Source organism: Streptomyces sp. NPDC059499, from assembly GCF_042749285.1.
GTDB lineage: Bacteria > Actinomycetota > Actinomycetes > Streptomycetales > Streptomycetaceae > Streptomyces.
Genome location: NZ_JBHYTT010000010.1, coordinates 89,730 through 114,653, shown reverse-complemented (window position 1 = coordinate 114,653; position 24,924 = coordinate 89,730). Strand labels below are relative to the sequence as shown.

The 24,924-nt window shown below is 70.9% G+C and carries 24 protein-coding genes; 19 read left to right on the top strand and 5 right to left on the bottom strand.

Annotated elements, in window-relative coordinates; all coding sequences use genetic code 11:
- Nucleotides 1-155: 155 nt before the first annotated feature.
- From ACFW9O_RS23095 to ACFW9O_RS23085, 3 genes are all read right to left on the bottom strand, one after another.
- A complete protein-coding gene (locus ACFW9O_RS23095) occupies nt 156-791 on the bottom strand; it encodes a response regulator (RefSeq protein ID WP_384611973.1) in 636 nt (211 codons plus the stop codon).
- Complete coding sequence (locus ACFW9O_RS23090; protein WP_384611784.1) at nt 791-1,981, bottom strand: sensor histidine kinase; 1,191 nt, start codon at nt 1,979-1,981, stop codon at nt 791-793. Before ACFW9O_RS23090 ends, ACFW9O_RS23095 begins: the two co-directional genes overlap by 1 nt.
- 83 nt (nt 1,982-2,064) lie before the next feature.
- Nucleotides 2,065-2,727, bottom strand: coding sequence for a DedA family protein (locus ACFW9O_RS23085; RefSeq protein ID WP_351182209.1), 663 nt, complete (start codon nt 2,725-2,727; stop codon nt 2,065-2,067).
- A 326-nt stretch (nt 2,728-3,053) separates the two neighbouring features.
- On the opposite strand from ACFW9O_RS23085, the gene ACFW9O_RS23080 reads away from it, so the two are divergent.
- Complete coding sequence (locus ACFW9O_RS23080; protein ID WP_384611782.1) at nt 3,054-3,662, top strand: hypothetical protein; 609 nt, start codon at nt 3,054-3,056, stop codon at nt 3,660-3,662.
- Nucleotides 3,663-3,738: 76 nt separating this feature from the next.
- Here the strand turns inward: ACFW9O_RS23080 and ACFW9O_RS23075 are convergent, their stop codons facing one another.
- Complete coding sequence (locus ACFW9O_RS23075; protein WP_351167630.1) at nt 3,739-4,632, bottom strand: SIS domain-containing protein; 894 nt, start codon at nt 4,630-4,632, stop codon at nt 3,739-3,741.
- 428 nt (nt 4,633-5,060) lie between these two features.
- Between ACFW9O_RS23075 and ACFW9O_RS23070 the strand changes: the two genes are divergently transcribed.
- The 17 genes from ACFW9O_RS23070 (at nt 5,061) to ACFW9O_RS22990 (ending at nt 23,320) form a co-directional block, all read left to right on the top strand.
- On the top strand, nt 5,061-6,056 hold the full coding sequence (locus tag ACFW9O_RS23070; protein ID WP_384611780.1) for an MBL fold metallo-hydrolase: 996 nt from the start codon (nt 5,061-5,063) through the stop codon (nt 6,054-6,056).
- An 81-nt stretch (nt 6,057-6,137) separates the two neighbouring features.
- Nucleotides 6,138-7,628, top strand: a complete 1,491-nt coding sequence (locus ACFW9O_RS23065) for an ATP-binding protein (protein ID WP_384611778.1) — start codon at nt 6,138-6,140, stop codon at nt 7,626-7,628.
- Nucleotides 7,625-8,047, top strand: coding sequence for a roadblock/LC7 domain-containing protein (locus ACFW9O_RS23060; RefSeq protein WP_351167624.1), 423 nt, complete (start codon nt 7,625-7,627; stop codon nt 8,045-8,047). Before ACFW9O_RS23065 ends, ACFW9O_RS23060 begins: the two co-directional genes overlap by 4 nt.
- A complete protein-coding gene (locus ACFW9O_RS23055; protein ID WP_351167622.1) occupies nt 8,044-8,397 on the top strand; it encodes a DUF742 domain-containing protein in 354 nt (117 codons plus the stop codon). Before ACFW9O_RS23060 ends, ACFW9O_RS23055 begins: the two co-directional genes overlap by 4 nt.
- Entirely contained in the window at nt 8,375-8,989 is a 615-nt protein-coding gene (locus tag ACFW9O_RS23050; RefSeq protein ID WP_351167620.1) for an ATP/GTP-binding protein, read from the top strand. Before ACFW9O_RS23055 ends, ACFW9O_RS23050 begins: the two co-directional genes overlap by 23 nt.
- Complete coding sequence (locus ACFW9O_RS23045) at nt 8,986-10,293, top strand: cytochrome P450 (protein WP_384611776.1); 1,308 nt, start codon at nt 8,986-8,988, stop codon at nt 10,291-10,293. Before ACFW9O_RS23050 ends, ACFW9O_RS23045 begins: the two co-directional genes overlap by 4 nt.
- 75 nt (nt 10,294-10,368) lie before the next feature.
- Nucleotides 10,369-10,776: a cell division protein SepF gene (locus ACFW9O_RS23040; RefSeq protein WP_351167616.1), complete on the top strand. Its 408-nt coding sequence runs from the start codon at nt 10,369-10,371 to the stop codon at nt 10,774-10,776.
- 55 nt (nt 10,777-10,831) lie between these two features.
- On the top strand, nt 10,832-12,004 hold the full coding sequence (locus ACFW9O_RS23035; RefSeq protein WP_384611774.1) for an AAA family ATPase: 1,173 nt from the start codon (nt 10,832-10,834) through the stop codon (nt 12,002-12,004).
- Nucleotides 12,001-12,360: a nucleotide pyrophosphohydrolase gene (locus ACFW9O_RS23030; protein ID WP_384611772.1), complete on the top strand. Its 360-nt coding sequence runs from the start codon at nt 12,001-12,003 to the stop codon at nt 12,358-12,360. The genes ACFW9O_RS23035 and ACFW9O_RS23030 overlap by 4 nt, the downstream gene beginning before the upstream one ends.
- A 124-nt stretch (nt 12,361-12,484) precedes the next feature.
- Nucleotides 12,485-13,015, top strand: coding sequence for a DUF6099 family protein (locus ACFW9O_RS23025; RefSeq protein WP_384611771.1), 531 nt, complete (start codon nt 12,485-12,487; stop codon nt 13,013-13,015).
- A 46-nt stretch (nt 13,016-13,061) separates the two neighbouring features.
- Nucleotides 13,062-13,985, top strand: coding sequence for an LLM class F420-dependent oxidoreductase (locus ACFW9O_RS23020; protein WP_384611769.1), 924 nt, complete (start codon nt 13,062-13,064; stop codon nt 13,983-13,985).
- Between the two features lie 15 nt (nt 13,986-14,000).
- Nucleotides 14,001-14,948 (top strand): homocysteine S-methyltransferase, encoded by a 948-nt coding sequence (gene mmuM / locus ACFW9O_RS23015; protein ID WP_384611767.1) that lies wholly within the window; start codon nt 14,001-14,003, stop codon nt 14,946-14,948.
- 30 nt (nt 14,949-14,978) lie between these two features.
- The gene (locus ACFW9O_RS23010) at nt 14,979-16,574 is read left to right on the top strand and encodes a 3' terminal RNA ribose 2'-O-methyltransferase Hen1 (protein ID WP_384611766.1); all 1,596 of its coding nucleotides are present in this window, start codon (nt 14,979-14,981) and stop codon (nt 16,572-16,574) included.
- Nucleotides 16,571-19,114 carry a polynucleotide kinase-phosphatase gene (locus tag ACFW9O_RS23005; RefSeq protein WP_384611764.1) on the top strand — a complete coding sequence of 848 codons (2,544 nt, stop codon included), beginning with the start codon at nt 16,571-16,573 and terminating at the stop codon, nt 19,112-19,114. Before ACFW9O_RS23010 ends, ACFW9O_RS23005 begins: the two co-directional genes overlap by 4 nt.
- Before the next feature lie 107 nt (nt 19,115-19,221).
- The gene (locus ACFW9O_RS23000; protein WP_384611763.1) at nt 19,222-20,454 is read left to right on the top strand and encodes an arginine deiminase; all 1,233 of its coding nucleotides are present in this window, start codon (nt 19,222-19,224) and stop codon (nt 20,452-20,454) included.
- A 159-nt stretch (nt 20,455-20,613) separates the two neighbouring features.
- Nucleotides 20,614-21,630, top strand: coding sequence for an ornithine carbamoyltransferase (gene argF / locus ACFW9O_RS22995; protein WP_384611762.1), 1,017 nt, complete (start codon nt 20,614-20,616; stop codon nt 21,628-21,630).
- Between the two features lie 220 nt (nt 21,631-21,850).
- Complete coding sequence (locus tag ACFW9O_RS22990; protein WP_384611760.1) at nt 21,851-23,320, top strand: amino acid permease; 1,470 nt, start codon at nt 21,851-21,853, stop codon at nt 23,318-23,320.
- Here ACFW9O_RS22990 and ACFW9O_RS22985 read toward each other — a convergent pair.
- On the bottom strand, nt 23,280-23,726 hold the full coding sequence (locus tag ACFW9O_RS22985; protein ID WP_351167594.1) for an ATP-binding protein: 447 nt from the start codon (nt 23,724-23,726) through the stop codon (nt 23,280-23,282). The two genes, ACFW9O_RS22990 and ACFW9O_RS22985, sit on opposite strands and share 41 nt — an antisense overlap.
- Before the next feature lie 366 nt (nt 23,727-24,092).
- Here ACFW9O_RS22985 and ACFW9O_RS22980 point away from each other — a divergent pair, with 366 nt between their 5' ends.
- Nucleotides 24,093-24,920 (top strand): enoyl-CoA hydratase family protein, encoded by an 828-nt coding sequence (locus ACFW9O_RS22980; RefSeq protein WP_351167592.1) that lies wholly within the window; start codon nt 24,093-24,095, stop codon nt 24,918-24,920.
- Nucleotides 24,921-24,924 lie beyond the last annotated feature (4 nt).

Sequence of the window (24,924 nt, the reverse complement as noted above, 5' to 3'; positions counted from 1 at the left end):
TCCCCCCGCTCGTCTTCGTGTTCTGGCTTATTCTTTCCGGGGGCGTGTCCCCCTTCGCGCGGGGGGTGGGGGGGGGGGTGTGGGGGGGGGGGGGGGGGGGGCCCCCCCCCCCCCCCCCACCACCCGTCTGTGTGTCCCGTCCTCCTGCGCCGGTCCTACGACTTCAGGTAGTGCAGCACCGCGAGGACCCGGCGGCTGTACTCCGTGGTGCTCGGCAGCTCCAGCTTGTCGAAGACGGAGCCGAGGTGCTTCTCGACCGAGCTCAGCGACAGGTGCAGCCGCTGCGCGATGGCGGCGTTGGTGCGGCCCTGCGCCAGCTCCTGGAGGACGGTGCGTTCCCGGGGCGTCAGCCCGGCCAGCGGATCGCTGTGGGTACTGCGGAGCACCAGCTGCCGCACGACCTCCGGGTCGAGCACCACACCTCCCGCCCGGATCCGCTCCAGCGCGTCGAGGAACTCGTCCACCTGCGCGACACGGTCCTTCAGCAGGTACCCCACCCGCTCGGCGCCCCCCGACAGCAACCGCGCCGCATAGGCGCGCTCGACGTGCTGGGACAGCACCAGCACGCCGACCGCCGGCCACCGCTCGCGGATGCCCAGGGCGGCCCGCAGCCCCTCGTCGGTGTGGGTGGGAGGCATCCGGATGTCGACGACGACGAGGTCCGGTGTCCGCGCCTCGGCCTCCCGGATGAGGGATGTTCCGTCGCCCACCGCGGCGAGGACGTCGTGCCCCTCCTCCGCCAGCAGCCGGACGAGGCCCTCCCGGAGCAGCGTCGAGTCCTCGGCGAGCATTACGCGCACAGCAGCTCCGCGGTGATGGTGGTCGGTCCCTTCGGGGGGCTTTCGATGTGCAGCAGGCCGTCGAGTGCGTCGACCCGGCTCCGTAGCCCGGTCAGCCCGCTGCCCGCGGGATCCGCACCACCGGTGCCGTTGTCCCGGACCCGCACCGACACCCGGTTGCCATCGCCCCGGACGGTGACCGAGATGTGGGTGGCACCGGAGTGCTTGGCCGCATTGGTCACCGCCTCCGAGACCACGAAGTACGCGGCGGTCTCCACCGGCCGGGGCAGCGGCACCGCGAGATCGAACTCCATACGCAGCGGAATCACGCACCGCTCGGCCACGCCGCCGAGCGCCTCCTCGAGCCCCAGACTGTCGAGTGCCGACGGGTAGACCCGCCAGGCCACTTCCCGTAGCTCCGTGAGGACGTCCCTCGACTCCTTGTGCGCCTGCCGCAGCAGCGCTTCGGCCTGTTCCGGCGTCCGGTTGCGGCGGGCGCGGCCCAGAAGCATGGCCAGCGCGACGAGCCGCTGCTGGACGCCGTCGTGCAGATCGCGCTCGATGCGGCGGCGCTCCGTGTCGACCGCTTCGAGGACCCCGGCACGGCTGGCGGCCAGTTCGTCGATCCGCTGCTCCAGCAGCTCACGCGCGGAGGGCCCGAAGTGCTCGCGGGCCAGCCGGGCGTCGAGGGCGGCCAAGGAGGCGAGTCCCTGCAGGTCGAGGAAGAGCAGGACGCCGCCGAGGGCGGCCTGGGGCAGCAGCTCCTGCCAGCTCGTGGTCGACCGGACCACCCCGGCGGCCAGGAGACCGGCCAGTACCGCCCCGAACACGAGCAGCCCGGTCACGAAGGCGAACAGGATGCCGGTCCAGGTGCGTGCGGCGACGTAGCGCAGGACCGCCCGCCCGGACGCGCGGTGTGCGGGGAACACGTCACCGAAGAAGACACCGCGCCGCCACCGCTCCACCTCCGCGAGCCTGCGGGCCCCGCCGGTCAGCAGAGCGAGGGCGCGGCTGTGCGTACGGGGCCACAGGAGGAACGGCCCCAGCGCCGCGCCCGGAACCGAGAAGTACAGCAGGCCCAGGAGCGCGGTGCAGCAGCCGAGCAGGGCGCCGGCGGCCCGGCGGGGGAGCGGTAACGGCCGTGCCGCGGTGACGATCCCGGCACCTCCCGAGTCCCGGAGCGGGCGTGCGGCGTCGTCCATGACGTCCTCCTGCAGGGATTCCGGGACAGGCGCGGGCCACACGATACCGGCGGAGCACGATCGTCCCGCGGGCGGCCGGGGGCTCACGGGGTACGGCGGTGCTGCCCCCGGTCGCGGGAGCGCAGCCGCACCCCGACGTACCCGGCGAGGGCCACCAGGACGAGTACGACGACGGCCTTGGACAGCAGGCCGACGTAGGCCTCCACGGTGTCCCACCGGTCGCCGAGCCAGTAACCGGCCATCACCAGAACCGAGTTCCACATCAGGCTCCCCAGGGCCGTCAGGACGACGAAGAGGGCGAAGGGCATGCGCTCCACACCGGCCGGTACGGAGATGAGGCTCCGGAACACCGGCACCATGCGGCCGAGCAGTACCGCTTTGGTGCCGTGCCGGGCGAACCACCGCTCCGTACGCTCGAGATCGGCGGGCTGGACCAGCGGCAGCCTCGCCCAGACCGCGTGGACCCGGTCGCGGCCGAAGAGCATCCCGATCCCGTACAGGACCACGGCGCCCACGACCGAACCGAGCGTCGTCCAGAACAGGGCGGACGTCAGGCTGATGACGCCCTGTCCGGCCGCGAATCCGGTCAGCGGGAGGATGACCTCGCTCGGCAGCGGCGGGAAGAGGTTCTCCAGCGCGACGGCGAGGCCCGCCCCGGGAGCGCCCAGGGTGTCCACGAGATCGGCCGCCCATCCGGCGATACCGTCAGCGGGTTCCTGGGGAAGGGCGAGCGGTGCGTGATCCATGAGCGGTCTCCTGGCCTGCGGCACGAGACGCGCGGGGTCCGCCACGCCTCTCCAGGAACGCTAGGGAGCGCGGCACGGCGCCGGTACGAGGGTCGCCGTCGGGCCCGTCGGGGTTCACCGCACGGGGCACCCTGCGGTTTCCCGCAGGGTGGGGCGGGAGACGGGCGGGGGATCGGTCCCGGTATCGGGAAGGTCCTCGGCCGTGCGCCCGGGGGCTCCGCCGACCGGGCCGGGCGCCGGGCGGCCGCCTTCCGGCAGGGGCGCGTCCGCGCCGACCGGACCGCTGTGACTGGTCTCGTACAGGTTCGTCGTCCATACTGCCCGCCGTGGAGCAGCGCATAGATTCGAACACCAAGCCCGAGTTCGCCGCGGGAACAGACCCGGCGTACATCCCCGGCCTGACGGCCCCTGCCCCCGCGCGGACGGAGGGGGATGCGGAGAAGGCGGCGGAGGATTCCGACGTGCTCGAGAAGGGCGCCGGCGAGGACGATTCGACGGCTGCCGCCGACGGGACGGAGACGCCGCAGGACGCGAAGCCGAAGCCTGACAGCCGGGAGGCGGAAGCGCCGGAAGAGTCTGCGGAGCCCTCGGACGAGGCGGAGTCGTCGGACAGCGCGGAATCGTCGGACGAGGCGAAGTCGTCGGACGAGGCGGACGGGCCGGTCTTCGAGGTCAGCGACCGGCGCGGATCCATCAGGGTGGCCCGCGAGGGTGTCCGGTTCCGGCTGGACGACCAGGAGGCGGAGTTCGACTGGGCGGAGATCGGCGCGGTCGAGGTCAAGACCGGCCGCTTCGGACGCCGGTTCACCGTCACGGTGCACCTGTCCAGCCGCCGGTGGTTCAACGCCGAGGTCGAGGCCGGAGCGAGGAGCAGCCTCAAGGAGTGGACGGCGGAACTCGACGCCGTCCTGGACGCCTACTTCGAAGAGGCCTGACCGCGTCCTGTGGCCGTGCGACGGACCGTGCGGCGGGGGGAACACCCGCCCGCCGCACGGTCCTTCGGCATGCCGGTCAGGCTCCGGCCGCCGCGTCGAGGACCACCGACCGGGTCAGGTGGCGGGGAAGGTCGGGGTCGAGGCCGCCGGCCACCGCACGGGCGATCGCCAGGCGCTGGACCCGGACCAGCTCGGCCAGCGGGTCCAGGCCGCTCTCGACCCAGCGGGCGCCGGTGGCCAGCACCTGCTCCGCAAGGCCCTCGGGCGCGGACCCGAACATCCAGGTCGCCGTCCCGGTGGTGGCGATGCTGATCGGACCGTGGCGGTACTCCATCGCCGGGTAGGACTCGGTCCAGGACAGCGACGCCTCCTTCATCTTGAGTGCCGCCTCGTTGGCGAGACCGACCGTCCAGCCCCGGCCCAGGAAGCTGAACTGGGTGCAGTCCAGCAGTCCTTCGGGCAACGGTTCGGCCAGCGCGGTCTCCGCGTCCCGTACCGCGTCGTCGGTGTGCAGCCCGAGATGGGCGCGGAACAGGGTGAGCGCCGTGGTGGCGAAGCGCGTCTGCACGACGGACTTCTCGTCGGCGAAGTCGAGCACGACCACCTCGTCGGCCGCCGTCATCACAGGGGTGTCCGGGTCGGCGGTGACGGCGACGGTCGGTGTGGAGCCGCTCAGCCGGGTGAGCAGGTCGAGCACCTCGGTCGTGGTCCCCGAACGTGTCAGGGCGACGACCCGGTCGTATCTGCGGCCCATGGGGAACTCCGAGGCGGCGAAGGCGTCGGACTCTCCCTGGCCGGATTCCTCGCGCAGCGCGGCGTAGGCCTGCGCCATGTAGAACGACGTGCCGCAGCCCACGACGGCGATGCGCTCACCGGTCGCGGGCAGGACCGCCGCACGTTCGGCCGCCACCTCCGCGGCGCGACGCCAGCACTCCGGCTGGCCGGCTGTCTCGGTCTCGACATGGGACACGTCTGGGCTCCGCTTCCGCTTCCGCTGTTCGTTCGTGCCTGGGCCGACCCGGGCAGGTCCGGCCAAGGTGCAAGAAATCTTTGCGTGCATGTTCAATGTTGCATGTTACATGGGGCAATCGAGCAAGAACAAGCATGAGGGAGGTGGATCAAGGACCATTGGTACAGCTGTTTTCGGCCATGCTCAGCGGGTAGTCGGCTCAATCCGGTTCCGTCGCGACCGGCTGGGTATCTGCCGCGTGAAGCGAGGCCGAAGGGTGAAATTCCAGGGAAAGAACGGAAAGTCCGCCGCGTCCCAGGGGGCGGGTGACCCCGGACGGTCACCGAGGAGCGATGCACGGTCGGGCCGAGGGGCGGTTTTGAGTCATTGAGCGCTCCAGTTGGCCGAGTTCGAACACGCGGCCGGATCGCTGTCGGCATAATCGCCCCATGTCGATCACGGGTGGGGACGTCGCCGACCTCGGCAGGGGCCTGTATGCCTGGCTGCCGCCGAAGCGGGGCTGGGGGCTGGCCAACTGCGGTCTTCTCGTGTCGCCGCGCGGGGCGCTCTGGATCGACACCCCGTACGACCCCGTGCTGGGCGGACAGTTCCTGGCGGAGAGCGAGAAGCGGCTGCCCGACGGCGTGACCATCGACCGCGTGATCGTCACGCACGCCAACGGGGACCACTTCTGGGGCGCCGGCGTGCTCCCGGACGCCGAGATCATCGCGACGCGCGAGGCGCGGGAGCACATCCACTACGAGCCCACCCCGAAGCAGCAGCACGCCCTCGTGGCCGGCAGCGATCCGGCCACACCCCTCGGCGCGTACCTCGGCCGCCACTTCGGCGACTTCGACTGGTCGGCCACCGAACCGGTGCAGCCGACCACGTACTTCACCGGGGAGCTCGAACTGACCCTGGGGGACTACGCGGTCCAGCTGTCGGCCCTGCCGCCCGCCCACACCACCGGCGACCTGATCGTCCACCTGCCCGCGCAGCGTGCCGTGTTCAGCGGCGACATCATCTTCTCCTCCACCGCGCAGCAGCCGGGCGACCACCCGATCCACTGGGCCGGCCCCCTGAGCAATGTGATCGCGGCCTGCGAACAGGTACTGGCCACGGGCGCCGAGGTGATCGTGCCCGGCCACGGACCGGTCCTCGACCCGGCCGGCGTACGCGAGCACATCGGTTACCTCTCCTACGTACGCGAACGCGCCCACGCATTCCACGCGGCGGGAGTGCCCGCCATCGAGGCCGCACGCCGGGTGATCGGCGAGGGCCGCTACCCCGCACTGGGCCTGGCCGAGCGGCTGGTGGTGACCATCGGAAGCGAGTACCGGCACCTGGACGGCTCCGAACTCCCCGGCGTCCTGCAGGTGATGTCCGATGTGGCGGCACTCGCGCACGAGACCGAGCGGGGACCGTCCGGCGGCGAGCCGGAGTGACCGCGGGCCGGAGCGACAGCCTGGAGTCCCACTGCCCCCCGGGGTGCGGGATCTGCCCGACACGAGAGACACGGTGACGCTGTGCTGGCATGGATCGTGGCGCTGATCGCCGTCATCACGGCGTTGGCAGCCGTCGCACGGGCCCATCAGGCCGGCCTCGACGCATACGGGGCTGCAGCGCGCGCCGAACTGGCCGACCGCCAGGCACGGGCGGCAGAGGCACGCACGCTGGCCCTCACCGAGGAGATACGCCAGCTGGCCGAGAAGCGGATACCCGCCACGGCGACCGCCCTCTCCCACCCGACCGCACCGGTTCCCGGACTGCGGGAGGCTGCCGGGATCGAGGGCGACGCCGCGCGCCTGCTGACCGAGGCCGTACAGGCCGCGCGCAACGCGGTCATGGAGGAGCGGGGGCGTGTCGACGCCGCCGCCCGGTCGGCCATGCGCGGTACGTCCGCCAAGATCCAGTCACTGCTCAACCAGTCGCAGCACCTGCTGCAGGAGCTCCAGCACGAGTACGACGACCCGCGGATCCTGCAGCTCGACTTCCGCAACGAACTGGCGCTGCGCCGTACCCAGGCCACCGCCGTGCTCTGCGACGCCTGGCCGGGCCTCGCCCGGCAGAACTCCTCGCTCGTCGAAGTCGTGCTCGGAGCCCAGTCCCGGGTCCCGGGATACGAGCGGATCAAGGTCGCCAACCATCTGCGCCAGGAGCGGCTCGCACTGGTCGCCCGGGCAGCCGAGCCCTTCGCGATCGCCCTCGCGGAACTGCTGGCCAACGCGACGGCGTACTCGCACCCGGACACCGAAGTACCCGTGACGGTCCAGCAGACGGCGGGGCGCGGTGCCCTGGTCCTCGTCGACGACGCCGGGATCGGCATGGACGAGGACGCGCTGAAACGGGCCCGCGCGCTGCTGGCCGGGCCCGCGGAAGTGCTGCTGACCGAGCTGGGGGATCCGCCGCAGACCGGGTTCGCCGTGGTGGGGCGGCTCGTCGCGCGGTACGGCTTCAGCTGCCACATCGAGTCGTCGCCGTACGGGGGCATGCGCACGATGCTGCGCATTCCGGCCCATCTGCTGACCGTGATGGACGACGACCGCACCCTGTCCGTGCTCGCGCCGAAACCGGTGCAGACGCGTGCGGTCGCGGCCGATGCGGGTTCCGGTCACGCGGCCGGCAGCACGGACACCGGCCCGGTCCGCGAGGAGGACGGTACGGAGGACGGTTCCGCGGCCCCCGTCGTCCCCGAGGCCTCCCCGGACGAGCGTCCCGCGGCACTGCCCAGCCGACGCCGTAGAAACCGCCGGGCAGCCTCCCCGGACGCCGCCGCGGCGGCACCGGGCCCGGCGGCGGACGAGCCCGTGCTCCGTACCCCCGAACAGGCAGGAGCGTCCTGGACCGCGCTCCAGCAGGGCACCGTCAGCGGCAGGAACGCTCCGGCCGCCGCGGAGCCTCCCGCGGACCCGGCGCCCGCGGCCCCGGCCTCGGCAGGGCCGCCCTCCTCGGCCGCCCAGCCCTCCTCAGCACTCTCAGCATCCTCATCGGACGACCAAGGAGACGACGAGACGTGAGCACCACTCCCACCACCGGTGATCTCGCCTGGGTGCTGACCCCGCTGCTGGAACTGCCCGGTGTGCAGCACGCCGTGGTCGCCACCGGCGACGGGCTCGTCGAGGGCGCTTCGCCCGGCCTGGACCGCGCGTCCGCCGAGCGGGTCGCCGCGATGACAGCCACCCTGCACGCCGCCGCCCGTGCCTTCACCACCGCCTTCACGGAGGTGGAGGCCCCACGGCTGGCACAGACGGTCGTGGAGTCCGAACTGGGCTTCGCCATCGTCGTACCCGCGGGCAGGAACACCACCCTCGCCCTGTTCGCGGCCCCCGACGCGCACCTGGGCAACATCGCGTACCAGATGCAGGTACAGGTGACCGCGCTGACCCGGGCGATGCACGCCCCCACCCGCCTGCCGGACGCTGCCACCCGGCCATGACCCCCGGCCCAGGACGCCGCCTGATTCCCGCGTATCTGGTCACCGGTGGCCGCTCCGCGCCCACCGGCCCCGCGCTCGACCGGCTCGCCGTGCTCGTCCGTACGGACGCGGACCTGCCGCCGGGCTCCGGTTCCGAGCAGCGCAGACTGTGTGAACTCCTGGAGCCGGGAGCCCTCACCGTCGTCGAGTGCGCCGCGCATCTGGAACTCCCGGTCAGCGCCACCGTCTTCCTGGCCACGGATCTCGTGGCCGCCGGACATCTGCACGCTCGACCACCGATCCCCAGTGCCGGTGAGATCGACCGGTCGCTCGTCGAGAGGCTGCTCGTTGGACTCCGTTCCCTCCACTGACCGGGGCGGCATCGGCTATCTGCCGAGTGCCGCCGAGACCCTGATGAAGCTAGTCGTCACGGGTCCGTTCGGCGTGGGCAAGACGACCCTGATCCGTACCCTGTCGGAGATCCCGACCCTGCACACGGAAGAGGTGATGACACAGTCCAGCACCGGACTCGACAACACCGCCGGGCTTCCCGACAAGACCACGACCACGGTCGCCATCGACTTCGGCCGGCTGACCGTCCAGGACGATCTGGTGCTCTACATGTTCGGCACCCCGGGCCAGGAGCGCTTCATCCCGCTCTGGGAGGACATCGCGCGCGGAGCCCTCGGCGCCCTCGTGATGGTCGACACCCGCCGCCTCGAGGACTCGTTCGCCGTCATGGACATGGTGGAGGAGCAGGGGCTGCCGTACGCCGTGGCCGTGAACCGCTTCCCCGACGCCCCCGCCCACACCGACGAGGTCCTGCGCAAGCATCTCGACCTCGCTCCGGGTACCCCGCTCGTACAGTGCGACGCCCGTGAACGACGCGGCAGCATCAACGCCCTGATCGCCCTCGCCGAGCATGCGCTGACCTGCCTGCCCACGTCCCAGGAACCGTCATGACCGCGCACACCCCGGGCACCGTGCCCGCAGCCCGCACCTCTCCCTACGAGCCGCTCGAGCTGTACGGGCCGGGTTTCGCGGCCGATCCGCACGGCCACTACCGTGAACTGCGCGCCCAGGGGCCGCTGGCCCGGGTCCGTATCGCTCCCGGTATCGACGCGCTGCTGGTCACGGACTACCAGGCCGCCGTCGACCTGCTGCGCGACACCGACACCTTCACCAAGGACCCTCGCACCTGGCAGGCGGGCGTGCCGGCGGACTCGCCGGTCCTGCCCGTGCTCGGCTACCGGCCCACCGCGCTCTTCACCGACGGCGCCGTCCACTCCCGGTACCGCGAGGCCATCAACGACACCCTCGCGCTGATCGAGCCGCATCTGCTGAGGACGGAGGTGGCCCGGGTCGCCCAGCAGCTCATCGGAGCCTTCTCGTCCACCGGCAGAGCCGATCTCATCGCCCAGTACGCCAGACTCCTCCCCCTGCACGTCTTCACCGCGGCTTTCGGAGTGCCGCCGGGGGCCAGCGAGCGGATCGTCCGCGGCATTGCCGGAATGATGAACTCCGCCGAGGGTGCGGCAGCGGCGTACGCCGATCTCGTCGGCGTCGTGACCAGCCTCGTCGCCGACCGGCGTGCGCGGCCGGGGCGTGACCTGACCACGTATCTGCTCGCGCATCCTGCAGCACTGGACGACGACGAGGCCGTGCGCCAGATCACATTGATCATGAGCGCCGGACACGATCCGACGACCAATCTGATCGGCAACGCACTGCTCCACATGCTCAGTGGCACCGGACACACGGGATCCCTGCACGGCGGTGCGACGACCGCGCACGAAGCGATCGACGAAGTGCTCTGGCGGGACCCGCCGATGGCCAATCTCGGGGCCCACTACCCCCGGCACGACACGGAGTTCCACGGTGTCCCGCTCCGCGCGGGGCAACTGCTCCTGGTCTCCTTCGCAGCCGCCAACACGCAGTCGCTGCACGGCCTTTCGGACCCCGCGGTGCGTTCCGGAACCGGTGCGCATCTCGCCTGGTCGGCGGGTCCGCACCGATGCCCGGCGAAGCAGCCCGCACTGCTGATGGCCATGACCGCGATCGAACAGCTCACCAGTCAGCTCTGCGACCTCGAACTGTCCGTCGACGCCGGGGAGCTGATCTGGCGGCCTGGGCCCTTCCACCGTGCGCCGGCTCATCTTCCGGTCCGCTTCACCCCTCTCGACACCCTCCCCGAAACGGACCCCCGTACGGTCCAGGACGGTGTCGATCACGCCGCGACCCGTGTCGGTGGTACGCCGAACGGGTGAGGGGCGAGAGAATTGCCCGATGAACAGCGAGCGCAGCCGGCGCACAGCCAACCGGCTTACGGACGGGGTGGTTCTGTGAGCAGGTACGACAGGTACGACAGATACGACGCCACCGACGAACAGTGGGAGGGTCTCGCCCAGGTCGTACCGCTGAGGGGGCGCAACGAGTGGCCCTCCCGCGTCGACCACCGCACGGTGCCGGACGAGCGGGATTCGGCCGAACAGCGCCGACTGGTCGTGCTGAGGGTCCAGGTGTTCGCGGACGCGCGCGAGGTGGCCGAGTACCTGGTGGCACAGATTCCGGTGCTGCTCGATCTGACGGGCGCCGAGACGGACGTGGCCAAGCGGATCCTCGACTTCAGCAGCGGTGTGGTCTTCGGGCTGGGAAGCGGGATGCACCGCGTCGACCGCAATGTCTTTCTGCTCGCGCCGGTCGGCATGGAGGTCGAGGGGGTCACGGCGGCGGGCGTACCTCAATCGTAGGAAGGTCGTGCGGGCGGAACGGTTCGCCGACAGGCGGCGTGCGTACGGTCCGTTCATGACTGTGATCACCACGAGGACCACACCCGCGCGCACCGGTGTCCAGGCCCGTCCCGCCCGCCCCTTCGTCAGCGAACTGAGGCTTTCCGCCTTCGCCTCGTACCGCCGTGCGGCGATCCCCCTCGGCCCGTTCACCCTCCTGACCGGGGCGAGCGGCAGCGGGAAGACGACTGCCCTTCGCGCGTACGAGGCGCTGGCCGGGCTCGCTGCCGGCGACCCGCTGGAAGAGGTCTTCCCGGACCCCGGGGCCTGGGTGCCCGAACGGGCCGGGGCGGATGCGCAGAGGCGGCGGGGGTTCCGGCTCGGCTGCACCGTGGAGGGCCCGGCGGGTCCCGTGGGGCTGGACCTCGCCGTCCAGGCCGAACCCACCCTCCGCATCGTCGGCGAACGGCTCGTGGACGCCGGCGAGACGCTGCTGACCACGGCCCTGCGGGATCCTAGGCGCTCCGCCGTCCAGGCGGCCTGGCACACCGCGGGCGCGGTACCGGTGACACGGGCCCCCTTCCCCGACGACCGGCTCGGTACGGCGCTGCTGCCGCTGCGGGTCGCAGGAACCACGCAGGGGCAGTTACGGGTGCTCGCCGCCGCGGAGCAGGTGGTGGTGGCGTTGCGGTCGGCCTTCGCCTGCGATCCGCAGCCGCGGCGGATGCGTGCCGCGGTTCCGGTCGGCGAAGGACGGCTGACGACCGCGTGCGACAACCTCGCCGACGTACTCCACCGCACACACACCCAGTGCGCCCAACGGCACGCCCGGCTGGTCGCCACCGCGGACGCCGGGTGCGCGGGACCCGTGACGGGACTGACCGTCGAACACCTCGCGGGCGGAGCCGTACAGGCCAGGGCGGGGCGCGGGGCCGGGCACAGTACGCCCCTGAGCCGTCTCGGCGACGGCGAGCTCAGGTATCTGGCGTTCGCCCTCGTGCTGCTGACCGGCCCCCATGTGCTGGTGGTGGACCCGGCCGCGGAGGTGCCGTCGGCGATGCAGGCGCTCACGGTCCTCGCCGACGGGCTCGACCGGAGCCTGGACGGGCGGCAGACACGTGAACTGCTGGCGCTGGCGTCCTCGATCTGCGCGGACGGGCACATCCGGCTGCTGGGCACCGTCACCGAGGAGACCGCGGCACTGGCCCGCGGGACGGCGGGTGTGACCGTGGTAGACCTGGCACCGTGACGGAACTGGATGTAGCCGAACTGCAGCGGCGGCTGGCCGACTTCGCGGCGGCACGGGCCTGGGAGCAGTACCACACCCCGAAGAACCTGGCGGTCGCGCTGAGCGTGGAGGCCTCCGAACTCCTCGAGATCTTCCAGTGGCTGACACCGGAGCAGTCGGCGCGGGTGATGGAGGATCCCGGCACGGCGCACAGGGTCGCGGACGAGGTCGCCGACGTTCTGGCGTATCTGCTGCAGTTCTGCGAAGTGCTCGGTGTCGACGTGCTGGCGGCGCTGGCGGCCAAGATCGACCGGAACGAGGTGCGCTTCCCGGCGCGGAAACCCACTGAACTCCACGATCGTCACTCTTCGGAGTGATCGACTTCTCCACAATCGACTTCCTGTCCACAGATTTCCGATTTCCTCTGGCATTCCGGTGCCGCTCACCTCACTGTGGGTAATGAAGAAGGTGAGCGGGTTTTCGTGAAGACGGGGGAATCACATGGAAGCGGAGCGGCTTATCGAGGCCGGACGACGAGCTCTCGCGGCGAGCCGGGGGGCCCCTGCCGTCATGGCGGAGGCCTGGCAGGCGCAGGCCCTCGCCCGGACGGTCGGCGGGCACCTGGTGCGCTGCGGACCGGCTGAGTTACGGACCGACGCGCGGGGGCTCAGCGAGATCGGCGGACGGGGCGCCGCAGTGCTCGACCACCCGATGGTGCCGGCCGGTGCCGCACGGGCGGCACAGCTGACCGAAGTGGCCGATGTGCCACGCGCGTTGGGAGCCCTCGGCCTGCTCCTCGGCGATGTGGGCATCGCGCTCGTCGGCGTTGCCTGCGATACGGAGGAAGACGGGCTCTACTGGCAGTGCATCGAGGCGATAGACGCCGTCGACGAGTCGATCGACAGGGTGTACGGGATGCTCAGACGGCTCGCCGAACAGGAGCAGGAGCGGGAACAGGGGCAGGGCCGGGAGCGTGACGGTCCGTACGGAGTGATCCGCGGCCCGGCCGGCTTCGTGGCCGGGCAGCCATGAGCGGCCAAGCAGTCATGGGCCACGCCCGAAGGTGCAGGATGGAGGCATGGATCTTCGAATCTTCACCGAGCCCCAGCAAGGGGCCGACTACGAAACCCTGCTGACAGTCGCCAAGGCCACCGAGGACCTCGGATTCGACGCCTTCTACCGCTCGGACCACTACCTCCGCATGGGCTCCGGGGACGGACTGCCTGGACCGACCGACGCATGGATCACCCTGGCCGGTCTTGCCCGCGAAACCAAGCGGATCCGGCTCGGCACGCTGATGACGGCAGGTACCTTCCGGCTGCCCGGAGTGCTGGCCATCCAGGTGGCCCAGGTCGACCGGATGTCGGGCGGCCGGGTCGAGCTGGGCCTGGGCGCGGGCTGGTTCGAGGCGGAGCACAAGGCGTACGGCATTCCGTTCCCGAAGGAGAAGTTCGGCCGCCTGGAGGAGCAGCTGGCGATCATCACGGGTCTGTGGGAGACAGAGGTCGGCGAGACCTTCACCTACGACGGCACGTACTACCAGCTCACCGACTCACCCGCGCTTCCCAAGCCGGCCCAGGCCAAGGTGCCTGTCCTGATCGGCGGGCACGGTGCGGTACGCACCCCGCGGCTGGCCGCACAGTACGCGGACGAGTTCAACATCCCCTTCGCGTCGATCGAGGACAGCGAGAAGCAGTTCGGCCGTGTCCGGGAGGCGGCGAAGGCGGCCGGCCGTGCCCCGGACGACCTGGTGTACTCCAACGCCCTGGTGGTCTGCGCCGGGAAGAACGACGCGGAGGTGGCCCGCAGGGCTGCCGCGATCGGCAGGGATGTCGAGGACCTCAAGGCGAACGGCCTGGCGGGCTCGCCCGACGAGGTGGTCGACAAGATCGGTCAGTACGCCGCGATCGGAGCGTCCCGGATCTACCTGCAGGTCCTCGACCTCCACGACCTGGAACACCTGGAGCTGATCTCGTCGCAGGTCCAGGCCCAGCTGAGCTGACGGGAAGGAACAGCTGTGCAATCTGCCCGGACTCCTCACGAGCCGACCGGCCGCACCCTCGGCGACGCGCTCGCCGAAGGCACCGTTCTCCTGGACGGAGGTCTCTCCAACCAACTGGCGGCGCAGGGCTGCGACCTGTCCGACGCGCTGTGGTCGGCCCGGCTCCTGGCCGACGCTCCCCAGCAGATCGAGGCGGCCCACGCGGCCTACGCACGGGCGGGTGCGCAGGTGCTCATCACGGCCAGTTACCAGGCGACGTTCGAAGGGTTCGAGCGGCGCGGGACCGGTCGGGACCGGGCCGCGGAGCTGATGGCCGGCAGCGTGGAGCTGGCACGCCGGGCCGGGGCGGGGACAGGGCGGGAGCTCTGGATCGCGGCCTCCGTCGGACCGTACGGGGCGATGCTCGCGGACGGCAGCGAGTACCGCGGCCGCTACGGGCTGAGCGTCCCCGAGCTGGAGCGCTTCCACCGGCCCAGGGTGGAGACGCTGGCTGCGGCGGGCCCCGATGTGCTGGCCCTGGAGACGGTGCCGGACATCGACGAGGCCGAGGCGCTGCTGCGGGCGGTTCAGGACTGCGCCGTCCCTGTCTGGCTCTCCTACAGCGTGGCGGGTGACCGGACCAGGGCGGGCCAGCCGATCGAGGAGGCCTTCGGGATCGCCACGGGCAACGACCAGGTGCTGGCCGTCGGGGTCAACTGCTGCGACCCGGCGGACGCGGAGCGTGCGGTGGAGGTGGCGGCGGCCGTGACCGGGAAGCCCGTCGTCGTCTACCCGAACAGCGGCGAGGAGTGGGATGCCGTGGGCCGGAGGTGGACCGGGGAGAACACCTTCGACCCGGGGCGGGTGCGCGACTGGCAGCGGGCCGGCGCCCGGCTCATCGGGGGCTGCTGCCGGGTCGGCCCCTCCGAGATCGCACGGCTGGCCGCACTGCCAGGACGGAACGGACGCGAAAATGCCTGGTAGGAGGTGGGGTGCAGGGCCATACTCGGACGGGTGTTCCTGACTATCAGCACGACCGGCACCCCTGAGCGTCCCGCCACCGATCTCGGCTTCCTGCTGCACAAGCATCCCGAGAAGGCGCAGTCGTTCTCCACCTCGCACGGCACCGCGCATGTCTTCTACCCCGAGGCATCCGTGGAGCGCTGCACGGCCGCGCTCCTGCTGGAGGTGGATCCGGTGGCGCTGGTGCGGCGCGGCAAGGGCAAGGGCCGGGGAGGCGCCCCCGACGCGGCGCTCGCGCAGTACGTCAACGACCGGCCGTACGCAGCCTCGTCCCTCCTCTCGGTCGCGATGACGACAGTCTTCAAGTCCGCGCTGAACGGGGTGTGCCGCGCCATGCCCGAGCGGGTCCAGGAGCCCCTGCCGCTGCGCATCGAGGTACCCGCGCTGCCGGCCCGCGGCGGCGTCGAACTGGTGGAGAAGCTCTTCGGGCCGCTCGGCTGGAGGAGCGTCGACGCCGTGGCCGTACCGCTGGACGAGAAGTTCCCGGAGTGGGGCGACTCGCGCTACGTACGGCTCGTGCTGGAGGGGGAGTTGCGGCTCGCCGACGCGCTGCGCCAGCTCTATGTGCTGTTGCCGGTGCTCGACGACGCCAAGCACTACTGGGTGGCGCCCGACGAGGTGGACAAGCTGCTGCGGGCGGGCGAGGGCTGGCTGGCCGAGCACCCCGAGCAGCGGCTGATCACCAGCCGGTACCTCTCGCGCCGATGGGGTCTGACCCGGCAGGCCATGGAACGGCTCGAACTGGTGCGGCTCGCCGAGTCCGACGACCTGGAGGTGGAGAGCGTCGACAACGCCGTGGACGAGACCACCGACACCGAGGAGAAGCCGGTACCGCTCGCCGAGCAGCGCCGTGCGGCGATCCTGGAGGCGCTGCGCGCCGCCGGGGCGAGCCGGGTGCTTGACCTGGGCTGCGGACAGGGCCAGTTGGTGCAGGCGCTGCTCAAGGACGTGCGGTTCACGGAGATCGTGGGGGTCGACGTGTCGATGCGGGCCCTGACGATCGCCTCACGCAGGCTGAAGCTGGACAGGATGGGGGAGCGGCAGGCCGGCCGGGTCACGCTCCGGCAGGGCGCACTCACGTACACCGACAAGCAGCTGAAGGGGTACGACGCCGCGGTGCTCAGCGAGGTGATCGAGCACCTCGACCTGCCCCGGCTGCCCGCGCTGGAGTACGCGGTGTTCGGTTCGGCGCGGCCGCGGACCGTGCTCGTGACCACGCCGAACGTCGAGTACAACGTCCGCTGGGAAACACTCCCGGCCGGACACGTGCGCCACGGCGACCACCGTTTCGAATGGACCAGGGAGGAATTCCGCTCCTGGGCGCGGCAGGTGTCCGAGCGTCACGGCTACGGCGTCGCGTTCGTACCCGTGGGGGCGGACGACCCCGAAGTGGGGCCGCCCACACAGATGGCTGTCTTCACGATGTCCGCGGAGAAGAACGCGACAGGCGAGAAGACCGGCACGGAGACCGACCGGACGACGGACCACAGGACCGGCACGCAGACCGACCGGACGACGGACCACAGGACCGGCACGCAGACCGACCGGATGACTGACGAGAAGACGAAGGAGACGAAGGCCGCATGACCAGTACCTCTCGCACGCTGCCGGTGACCGACCTCTCCCTCGTGGTGCTCATCGGCGCCAGCGGCTCGGGCAAGTCCACCTTCGCCCGCACACACTTCAAGCCCACCGAGATCGTCTCCTCGGACTTCTGCCGCGGCCTCGTCGCCGACGACGAGAACGACCAGAGCGCGAGCCGTGACGCCTTCGACGTCCTGCACTACATCGCGGGCAAGCGCCTCGCCGCCGGACGGCTCACCGTCGTCGACGCCACCAACGTGCAGGCCGAGAGCCGCAAGCAGCTCGTGCAGCTGGCCCGGGAGCACGACGTGCTGCCCATCGCCATCGTGCTCGACCTGCCCGAGGAGGTCTGCCTCGCGCGCAACGCGAAGCGGCCCGACCGCGCGGACATGCCCCGCCATGTCGTCCAGCGCCACCGGCGCGAGCTGCGCCGTTCGCTGCGCGGACTGGAGCGCGAGGGATTCCGCAAGGTGCACGTCCTGCGCACCGAGGAGGAGGCCGACAGCGCCGAAGTCGTCCTGGAGCGCCGCTACAACGACCTCCGTCACCTCACCGGTCCCTTCGACATCATCGGTGACATCCACGGCTGCAGCTCCGAGCTGGAGTCCCTGCTCGGCAAGCTCGGGTACACCGACGGCGCGCACCCCGACGGGCGCACCGCCGTGTTCGTCGGCGACCTCGTCGACCGCGGTCCCGACAGCCCCGGTGTGCTGCGCCGCGTCATGTCCATGGTGTCGGCGGGCAACGCCCTGTGTGTCCCGGGCAACCACGAGAACAAGCTCGGCCGGTACCTCAAGGGGAGGCAGGTCCAGGTCAGATACGGACTCGCCGAGACCATCGAGCAGTTGGAGCGGGAGGACGCGAAGGACCCGGAGTTCCGCGAGCAGGTGAAGGAGTTCATCGACGGGCTGGTCAGCCACTACGTCCTGGACGGCGGCAAGCTGGTCGTCTGCCACGCGGGCCTGCCCGAGAAGTACCACGGGCGCACCTCGGGGCGGGTCCGTTCGCACGCGCTGTACGGGGACACGACCGGCGAGACCGACGAGTTCGGCCTGCCCGTGCGCTATCCGTGGGCGGAGGACTACCGCGGTCGTGCGGCCGTGGTCTACGGACACACCCCGGTGCCCACCACCTCCTGGGTCAACAACACCCTGTGCCTGGACACCGGAGCCGTCTTCGGCGGGAAGATGACCGCGCTGCGCTGGCCGGAGCGCGAGATCGTCGACGTACCGGCCGAGCAGGTCTGGTACGAGCCCGTGAAGCCGCTGACGACCGAGGCCCCCGGGGGCCGTGAGGGGCGCCCGCTCGACCTCGCCGACGTGCAGGGCCGCCGCATCGTGGAGACCCGGCACATGGGCCGCGTCGCGGTGCGCGAGGAGAACGCGGCGGCGGCCCTCGAGGTGATGAGCCGGTTCGCCGTCGACCCGAGGCTGCTGGCCTACCTCCCGCCGACCATGGCCCCGACCGCTACGTCCCACGAGGAGGGCTTCCTGGAGCACCCGGCCGAGGCCTTCGCGCAGTACCGGGCGGACGGCGTCACCAAGGTCGTCTGCGAGGAGAAGCACATGGGCTCGCGTGCGGTGGCCCTGGTCTGCCGCGACGCGGACGCGGCCCTTGAGCGCTTCGGTGCCGAGGGCCCCACGGGGGCGCTGCACACCCGTACCGGACGGCCCTTCCTGGACGACGCGGCGCTCACCGAAGTGATCCTCGGCAGGCTCCGCACGGCCGTCACCGCCGCCGGACTCTGGGAGGAGTGGGACACGGACTGGGTGCTGCTGGACGCCGAGCTGATGCCCTGGTCCCTCAAGGCGGCCGGGCTGCTGCGTTCGCAGTACGCGGCGGTCGGCGCCGCGTCGGGTGCGGTCCTTCCCGTGGCGGGCGAGGCCCTGGCCGCGGTGGCTGCCCGCGGTGTGGACGTCGGCGCTCTCGCCGGACGTCAGCAGGAGCGTGCCGCGGACGCTGCGGCCTTCACCGAGGCCTACCGCCGCTACTGCTGGAGCACCGAGGGACTCGACGGTGTCCGCCTCGCGCCGTTCCAGATCCTCGCCGTGCAGGGCCGCTCACTCGCCTCCGTACCGCACGACGAGCAGTTGGCCTGGCTGGACCGCCTGGTGGAGCACGACCCGACCGGGCTGCTCCAGGTCACCCGGCGCCTGGTCGTCGACACCGGGGACGAGGACTCCGTGCGCGCCGGCATCGACTGGTGGCTGGAGATGACAGGGCGCGGCGGTGAGGGCATGGTCGTCAAGCCGCTCGGCGCTCTCGTCAGGGACGGGAAGGGCAGGCTGGTCCAGCCGGGCATCAAGGTGCGTGGCCGGGAGTACCTGCGGATCATCTACGGGCCCGAGTACACGCGTCCGGAGAATCTGGACCGGCTGCGTTCGCGCTTCCTCGGCCACAAGCGGTCGCTGGCCCTGCGGGAGTACGCCCTCGGCCTGGAGGCCCTGGACCGGCTGGCCGACGGAGAGCCCCTGTGGAGGATCCACGAAGCGGTCTTCGCGGTACTGGCCCTGGAGTCCGAGCCGGTCGACCCCCGGCTGTGACTCCCGGTCCGGTCCGGGAGACTCCCGGACCGGACCGCCCGGACAGGTCCGGGAACGGGTTGGCCGTTCGCGGGGTGAACGGTGCTCCGCGCGGTGAGGATGGAGACATGGGATTCCATGTCGATTCCGAGGCCGGGCGGCTGCGCCGCGTCATCCTGCACCGCCCCGATCTGGAGCTGAAGCGGCTCACCCCCAGCAACAAGGACGCGCTCCTGTTCGACGACGTGCTGTGGGTGCGCCGCGCCAGGGAGGAGCACGACGGCTTCGCCGATGTCCTGCGCGACCGCGGTGTGGAGGTCCACCTCTTCGGTGACCTGCTCCGTGAGTCCCTCGACATCCCGGTGGCGCGGCGGCTCGTGCTCGACCGGGTGTTCGAGGAGAAGGAGTATGGGCCGCTCGCCACCGAGCATCTGCGTGCCGTCTTCGAGGAGCTGTCGGCCGCCGAGCTGACCGAGGCGCTGGTCGGCGGCATGACGAAGCGGGAGTTTCTGGAGCGGCACGCCGAGCCGACGTCCGTCCGCTTCCACGTCATGGACCTGGACGACTTCCTCCTCAACCCGCTGCCCAACCACCTCTTCACCCGCGACACCTCGGCATGGATCTACGACGGGGTGTCCATCAACGCGATGCGCTGGCCGGCCAGGCAGCGCGAGACCGTGCACTTCGAGGCCATCTACCGGCACCATCCGCTGTTCACCGGCCCGGAAGCGGGCGTCTTCCACCACTGGTCCGAGGGGCAGCACGACTACCCGTCCACCATCGAGGGCGGCGACGTCCTGGTGATCGGCCGGGGTGCCGTCCTCATCGGGATGAGCGAGCGCACCACTCCGCAGGCCGTGGAGATGCTCGCCAGGGGTCTCTTCGACGCCGGGTCGGCCCGGACGATCGTGGCGCTCGACATGCCCAAGCGCCGCGCGTTCATGCACCTCGACACGGTGATGACGATGATCGACGGGGACACGTTCACGCAGTACGCCGGGCTGGGGATGCTCCGTTCCTACACGATCGAGCCGGGCAGCGGTCCCCGGGAGCTGAAGGTCACCGACCACCCGCCCGAGCACATGCACCGGGCCATCGCCGCCGCGCTGGGCCTGGACGGGATCAGGGTCCTCACCGCCACCCAGGACGTCCACGCGGCCGAGCGCGAGCAGTGGGACGACGGCTGCAACGTGCTGGCCGTGGAGCCCGGGGTCGTGGTCGCGTACGAGCGCAACGCCACCACCAACACCTTTCTGCGCAAGGAGGGCATCGAGGTCATCGAGATCCGCGGCAGTGAGCTGGGGCGGGGCAGAGGCGGTCCGCGCTGTATGAGCTGCCCGGTGGTGCGCGACCCGGTGTGAGCGACCGCCCGCCCGGACGACGAGCTGCCCGGCGGTGTGCGACACGGGCTTCCAGGGGCGACCGGGCACCCCACCACCTCTGTATATCAATGCGTAGTCTCGTATAGACTTCCAGGGTCACTGTATGTGTGTCCTCAGCCCGACCCAGGAGCAGTCACCATGGCCATAGACCTCGCAGGCCGCCACTTCATCAAGGAGCTGGATTTCACGGCCGAGGAGTTCCGCGGCCTGATCGCCCTGGCTGCCGAGCTCAAGGCCGCCAAGAAGGCGGGCGAGGAGGTGCAGCGGCTGCGCGGGAAGAACATCGCGCTGATCTTCGAGAAGACCTCGACCCGCACGCGGTGCGCTTTCGAGGTGGCCGCCGCCGACCAGGGTGCCTCCACGACATACCTCGACCCCTCCGGCTCGCAGATGGGCCACAAGGAGTCGGTCATGGACACCGCACGTGTGCTCGGCCGGATGTTCGACGGCATCGAGTACCGCGGTGACAGCCAGGAGTCGGTCGAGCAGCTGGCTGCGTACAGCGGCGTCCCCGTCTTCAACGGACTCACCGACGACTGGCACCCCACCCAGATGCTCGCCGACATCCTCACGATGACCGAGCACAGCGACAAGCCGCTGGACCAGCTGTGCTTCGCCTACCTCGGCGACGCCCGCTTCAACATGGGCAATTCCTACGTGATCACCGGCGCCCTGCTCGGCATGGACGTCCGGATCGTCGCGCCCGAGTCGTACTGGCCGGCCCAGGAGGTCGTGGCGCAGGCCCGCAAGCTCGCGGAGTCCAGCGGTGCGCGCATCACCCTCACCGAGGACATCACCGAAGGCGTCCGCGGCACCGACTTCGTCGCCACCGACGTCTGGGTCTCCATGGGTGAGCCCAAGGAGGTCTGGGACGAGCGGATCGCCGCGCTCGCGCCGTACGCCGTGACCATGGACGTCCTGCGGGCCAGCGGCAACGACGGCGTCAAGTTTCTGCACTGTCTCCCCGCCTACCACGACCTCGGTACGAAAGTGGCCCGGGAGATCCACGAGCGCCACGGCCTCACCGAGCTGGAGGTCACCGACGAGGTCTTCGAGTCCGGGCACTCCGTCGTCTTCGACGAGGCCGAGAACCGGATGCACACGATCAAGGCCGTTCTCGTGGCCACCATGGCGGGCCAGGGGCAGTACGCATGAGCTTGCACCCGATTGGGTGAACATGCGTGGTGGCGCCTACGATGGTGGCACTTGGTGGGGTTCGGGCTCGCACGCTCGAACCCCATTTCTGTGCGCTCGGTCCGAGTCCTCCCCACGGGTTCCTCGGTCGTCCCGCCCGGAGCCTCCAGGTCCGCCCCGCACCTTCCGCGGGCGCCCCGGCCCCGGCCCCACGCTCCACCAGAGAAGAGAACGTCCCCCCATGAGTTCCGTCCCCTCCCCCCGGACACCCGTGAGCCCGCCGGTGAGCAGGTCGCGCATCAAGAGCCCCGACCTGCTGGTCGCCGAGTCCGGTGCCGACCTGGAGGGCCATGGCCTCCGGCGCACCATGGGGCTGTTCCAGCTCGTGTGCTTCGGAGTCGGCGCGATCGTCGGCACGGGGATCTTCGTCGGCCTGTCCGACAGCGTCGCCGAAGCGGGCCCCGCGGTCGTGGTCTCGTTCGTCCTCGCCGCGATCACCTGCATCTTCACCGCCTTCTCCTTCGCCGAGCTCGGCGGCGCCATCCCGGTCTCCGGCAGCTCGTACTCGTTCGCCTACGCCACGCTCGGCGAGCGCGTCGCGTTCCTCGTGGGCTGGTGCCTGCTGCTGGAGTACGGCGTCTCGGTCTCCGCGGTCGCGGTCGGCTGGAGCCAGTACGTCAACGAGCTGCTGAACAGCATCTTCGGCTGGGAACTGCCGGCCGCCCTGTCCTCGGGTCCCGCGGACGGGGGAGTGATCAACCTGCCCGCGGTCGTCGTGATCATGATGGCCGCCACTCTGCTGGTGCGCGGCATCCGGGAGAGCGCCGGGGCCACGGCTGCGATGGCGGTCCTCAAGATCGGCATCCTGATCGCGTTCTGCGTGATCGCCTTCACCGCGTTCGAGGACGGAAACCTCTCCCCGTTCGCTCCCGAGGGCATGGCCGGGGTCACCGCCGGCGCGTCGCTGGCGTTCTTCTCCTACATCGGGTTCGACGCCATCACCACGGCGGGCGAAGAGGTCAAGAACCCCCGGCGGAACATCCCGATCGCGATCATGATCTGTATCGGCCTCGTCACGCTGCTCTACTGCGCGGTCGCCCTCGGGGCCATCGGCGCACTGGGCGCGGACGCGGTGTCCGACAAGCCGGCCGCGCTCTCGCTGGTCGTCGACCAGGTCACCGACTCCGCGGTCGGCGGCGGGATCATCGCCTTCGGCGCGGTCGTCGCGATCGCGTCCGTCGTGCTCGCGGTGATGTACGGGCAGACCCGGATCCTGATGTCGATGTCCCGCGACGGTCTGATCCCCCGGGTCTTCGAGCGCGTCTCGCCCCGGACGCACACGCCGGTGGCCAACACCTGGATCGTGGCGCTCCTCTTCGCGATCCCGGCGGCCTTCTCCTCGCTCGACGTCGTGGTGAACCTGACGACCATCGGCACCCTCGCGATCATGGCGGTGGTGAACATCGCGGTGATCGCGCTGCGCCGCCGCAATCCGGAGCTGAAGCGCTCCTTCCGGGTGCCGCTCTACCCGCTCAGCCCGGTCCTGGGAGTCGCCTTCTGCCTGTACCTGATGTACGGGACGGGCTGGTCGACCTGGGTGCAGTTCGTGGTCTTCCTCGCGGTCGGAGCCCTCGTGTACGCCGGCTACGGCCGCAGCCGGTCCCGGCTGGTCAGCCCCGAGGGCCGGGCGGCCGCACCGACGGAAGGGTGAACCAGACGGCCTTGCCGTGCTCGGTGGCGCGATGACCGCAGGCGGAGCTGAGGGTGCGGATCAGGACCAGTCCGCGGCCGTGCTCCTGCCAGGGGTCCGGCTCGCTGCCGGGCCGGGGGCGTGACAGGTCTCCGGGCGGGCCGGGGTCGTGATCGTGCACCTCGACCTGGCAGCCGGTCGCCATGAGCTCGACGACCAGCTCGATGGGCCCCGCGCCGTCGGTGTGCTCCACGGCGTTGGCGACCAGTTCGGCCGTGAGGAGCTCGGCCGTGTCGCTGTCCGCCGGTGCGTCGATGTCCGCCAGCGCCGTACGGATGAGGGCACGGGCGATCGGCACGGCGGCCGTGGAGTGCGGCAGTGCGACGCGCCAGGAGGTGGGCACGGGGGCGGGGGCGTCGGGCGGCAAGGCGGTTTCCGTTCGGGAGCGGGACATCCTGCACCGGGCTTCCCTGCCGAGCTGCGCCGGAGGGTCGTACCGGACGTCTGTACGAAGAGTTCTGTACGGAGATTTCAGTACCGAAGGTTCTGTACCGATGTTCCGTACGGAGGCTCTGTACCGAAGTTCTGCACCGAAGGTTCGGTACCAGGACTTCCTGGGTTCAACCTTACGAAGTACACCGCCTCAGACATAGGGGCGGTCGACCGGTACAAACGGGACCTTCGCCACATCGGCGCGACGGATCAGTTATTGCGCGCTCATGACGGAAGTCACGTATGAGTGATAACTTCGAAGCGGATCACAGCGGCCCGACGGCTGAAGGGGACCCCTTCCATGAGCCCGTTCACCGGCTCCGTCCCGCATACGGAGCGATGGGAACATCTGCGCCTGACGAGGCACGACGGGGTGGCGACCGTCACCCTCGCCCGGCCCGAGAAGCTCAACGCACTGACCTTCGGCGCCTACGCCGACCTGCGCGACCTCCTTGCCGAGCTCTCCCGTGAACGCTCCGTGCGCGCGCTCGTGCTCGCGGGTGAGGGCCGCGGATTCTGCTCCGGCGGCGATGTCGACGAGATCATCGGCGCCACGCTCGCCATGGACACCGCACAGCTGCTCGACTTCAACCGGATGACCGGACAGGTCGTACGCGCCCTGCGGGAGTGCCCCTTCCCCGTCATCGCCGCTGTGCACGGGGTCGCCGCCGGGGCCGGGGCGGTCATCGCGCTCGCCGCCGACTTCCGCGTCGCCGACCCCTCCGCCCGCTTCGCCTTCCTCTTCACCAAGGTGGGTCTCTCCGGCGGGGACATGGGGGCCGCCTACCTCCTGCCGCGCGTCGTCGGCCTCGGCCACGCCACCCGGCTCCTGATGCTCGGCGAACCCGTCCGCGCCCCCGAGGCCGAGCGCATCGGAATGATCAGCGAGATGGCCGAGGAGGGCAGGGCCGACGTACAGGCCGCGGAACTCGCCCGCCGGCTGGCCGACGGCCCCGCACTCGCCCTCGCCCAGACCAAGGCCCTTCTCACCGCCGAGCTCGACATGCCGCTCGCGGCCTCCGTGGAACTGGACGCCGCCACCCAGGCGCTTCTCATGAACGGTGAGGACTACGCGGAGTTCCACGCCGCCTTCACCGAGAAGCGGCCGCCGAAGTGGCAGGGCCGGTAGCGCG

Bases quoted from the DNA above. Each gene is read 5' to 3' on its own strand.
- ACFW9O_RS23095 (WP_384611973.1), bottom strand. From the start codon at position 791: ATGCTCGCCGAGGACTCGACGCTGCTCCGGGAGGGCCTCGTCCGGCTG.
- ACFW9O_RS23090 (WP_384611784.1), bottom strand. From the start codon at position 1,981: ATGGACGACGCCGCACGCCCGCTCCGGGACTCGGGAGGTGCCGGGATC.
- ACFW9O_RS23085 (WP_351182209.1), bottom strand. From the start codon at position 2,727: ATGGATCACGCACCGCTCGCCCTTCCCCAGGAACCCGCTGACGGTATC.
- ACFW9O_RS23070 (WP_384611780.1), top strand. From the start codon at position 5,061: ATGTCGATCACGGGTGGGGACGTCGCCGACCTCGGCAGGGGCCTGTAT.
- ACFW9O_RS23055 (WP_351167622.1), top strand. From the start codon at position 8,044: ATGACCCCCGGCCCAGGACGCCGCCTGATTCCCGCGTATCTGGTCACC.
- ACFW9O_RS23045 (WP_384611776.1), top strand. From the start codon at position 8,986: ATGACCGCGCACACCCCGGGCACCGTGCCCGCAGCCCGCACCTCTCCC.
- ACFW9O_RS23035 (WP_384611774.1), top strand. From the start codon at position 10,832: ATGACTGTGATCACCACGAGGACCACACCCGCGCGCACCGGTGTCCAG.
- ACFW9O_RS23025 (WP_384611771.1), top strand. From the start codon at position 12,485: ATGGAAGCGGAGCGGCTTATCGAGGCCGGACGACGAGCTCTCGCGGCG.
- ACFW9O_RS23020 (WP_384611769.1), top strand. From the start codon at position 13,062: ATGGATCTTCGAATCTTCACCGAGCCCCAGCAAGGGGCCGACTACGAA.
- ACFW9O_RS23005 (WP_384611764.1), top strand. From the start codon at position 16,571: ATGACCAGTACCTCTCGCACGCTGCCGGTGACCGACCTCTCCCTCGTG.
- ACFW9O_RS23000 (WP_384611763.1), top strand. From the start codon at position 19,222: ATGGGATTCCATGTCGATTCCGAGGCCGGGCGGCTGCGCCGCGTCATC.
- argF (WP_384611762.1), top strand. From the start codon at position 20,614: ATGGCCATAGACCTCGCAGGCCGCCACTTCATCAAGGAGCTGGATTTC.
- ACFW9O_RS22990 (WP_384611760.1), top strand. From the start codon at position 21,851: ATGAGTTCCGTCCCCTCCCCCCGGACACCCGTGAGCCCGCCGGTGAGC.
- ACFW9O_RS22980 (WP_351167592.1), top strand. From the start codon at position 24,093: ATGAGCCCGTTCACCGGCTCCGTCCCGCATACGGAGCGATGGGAACAT.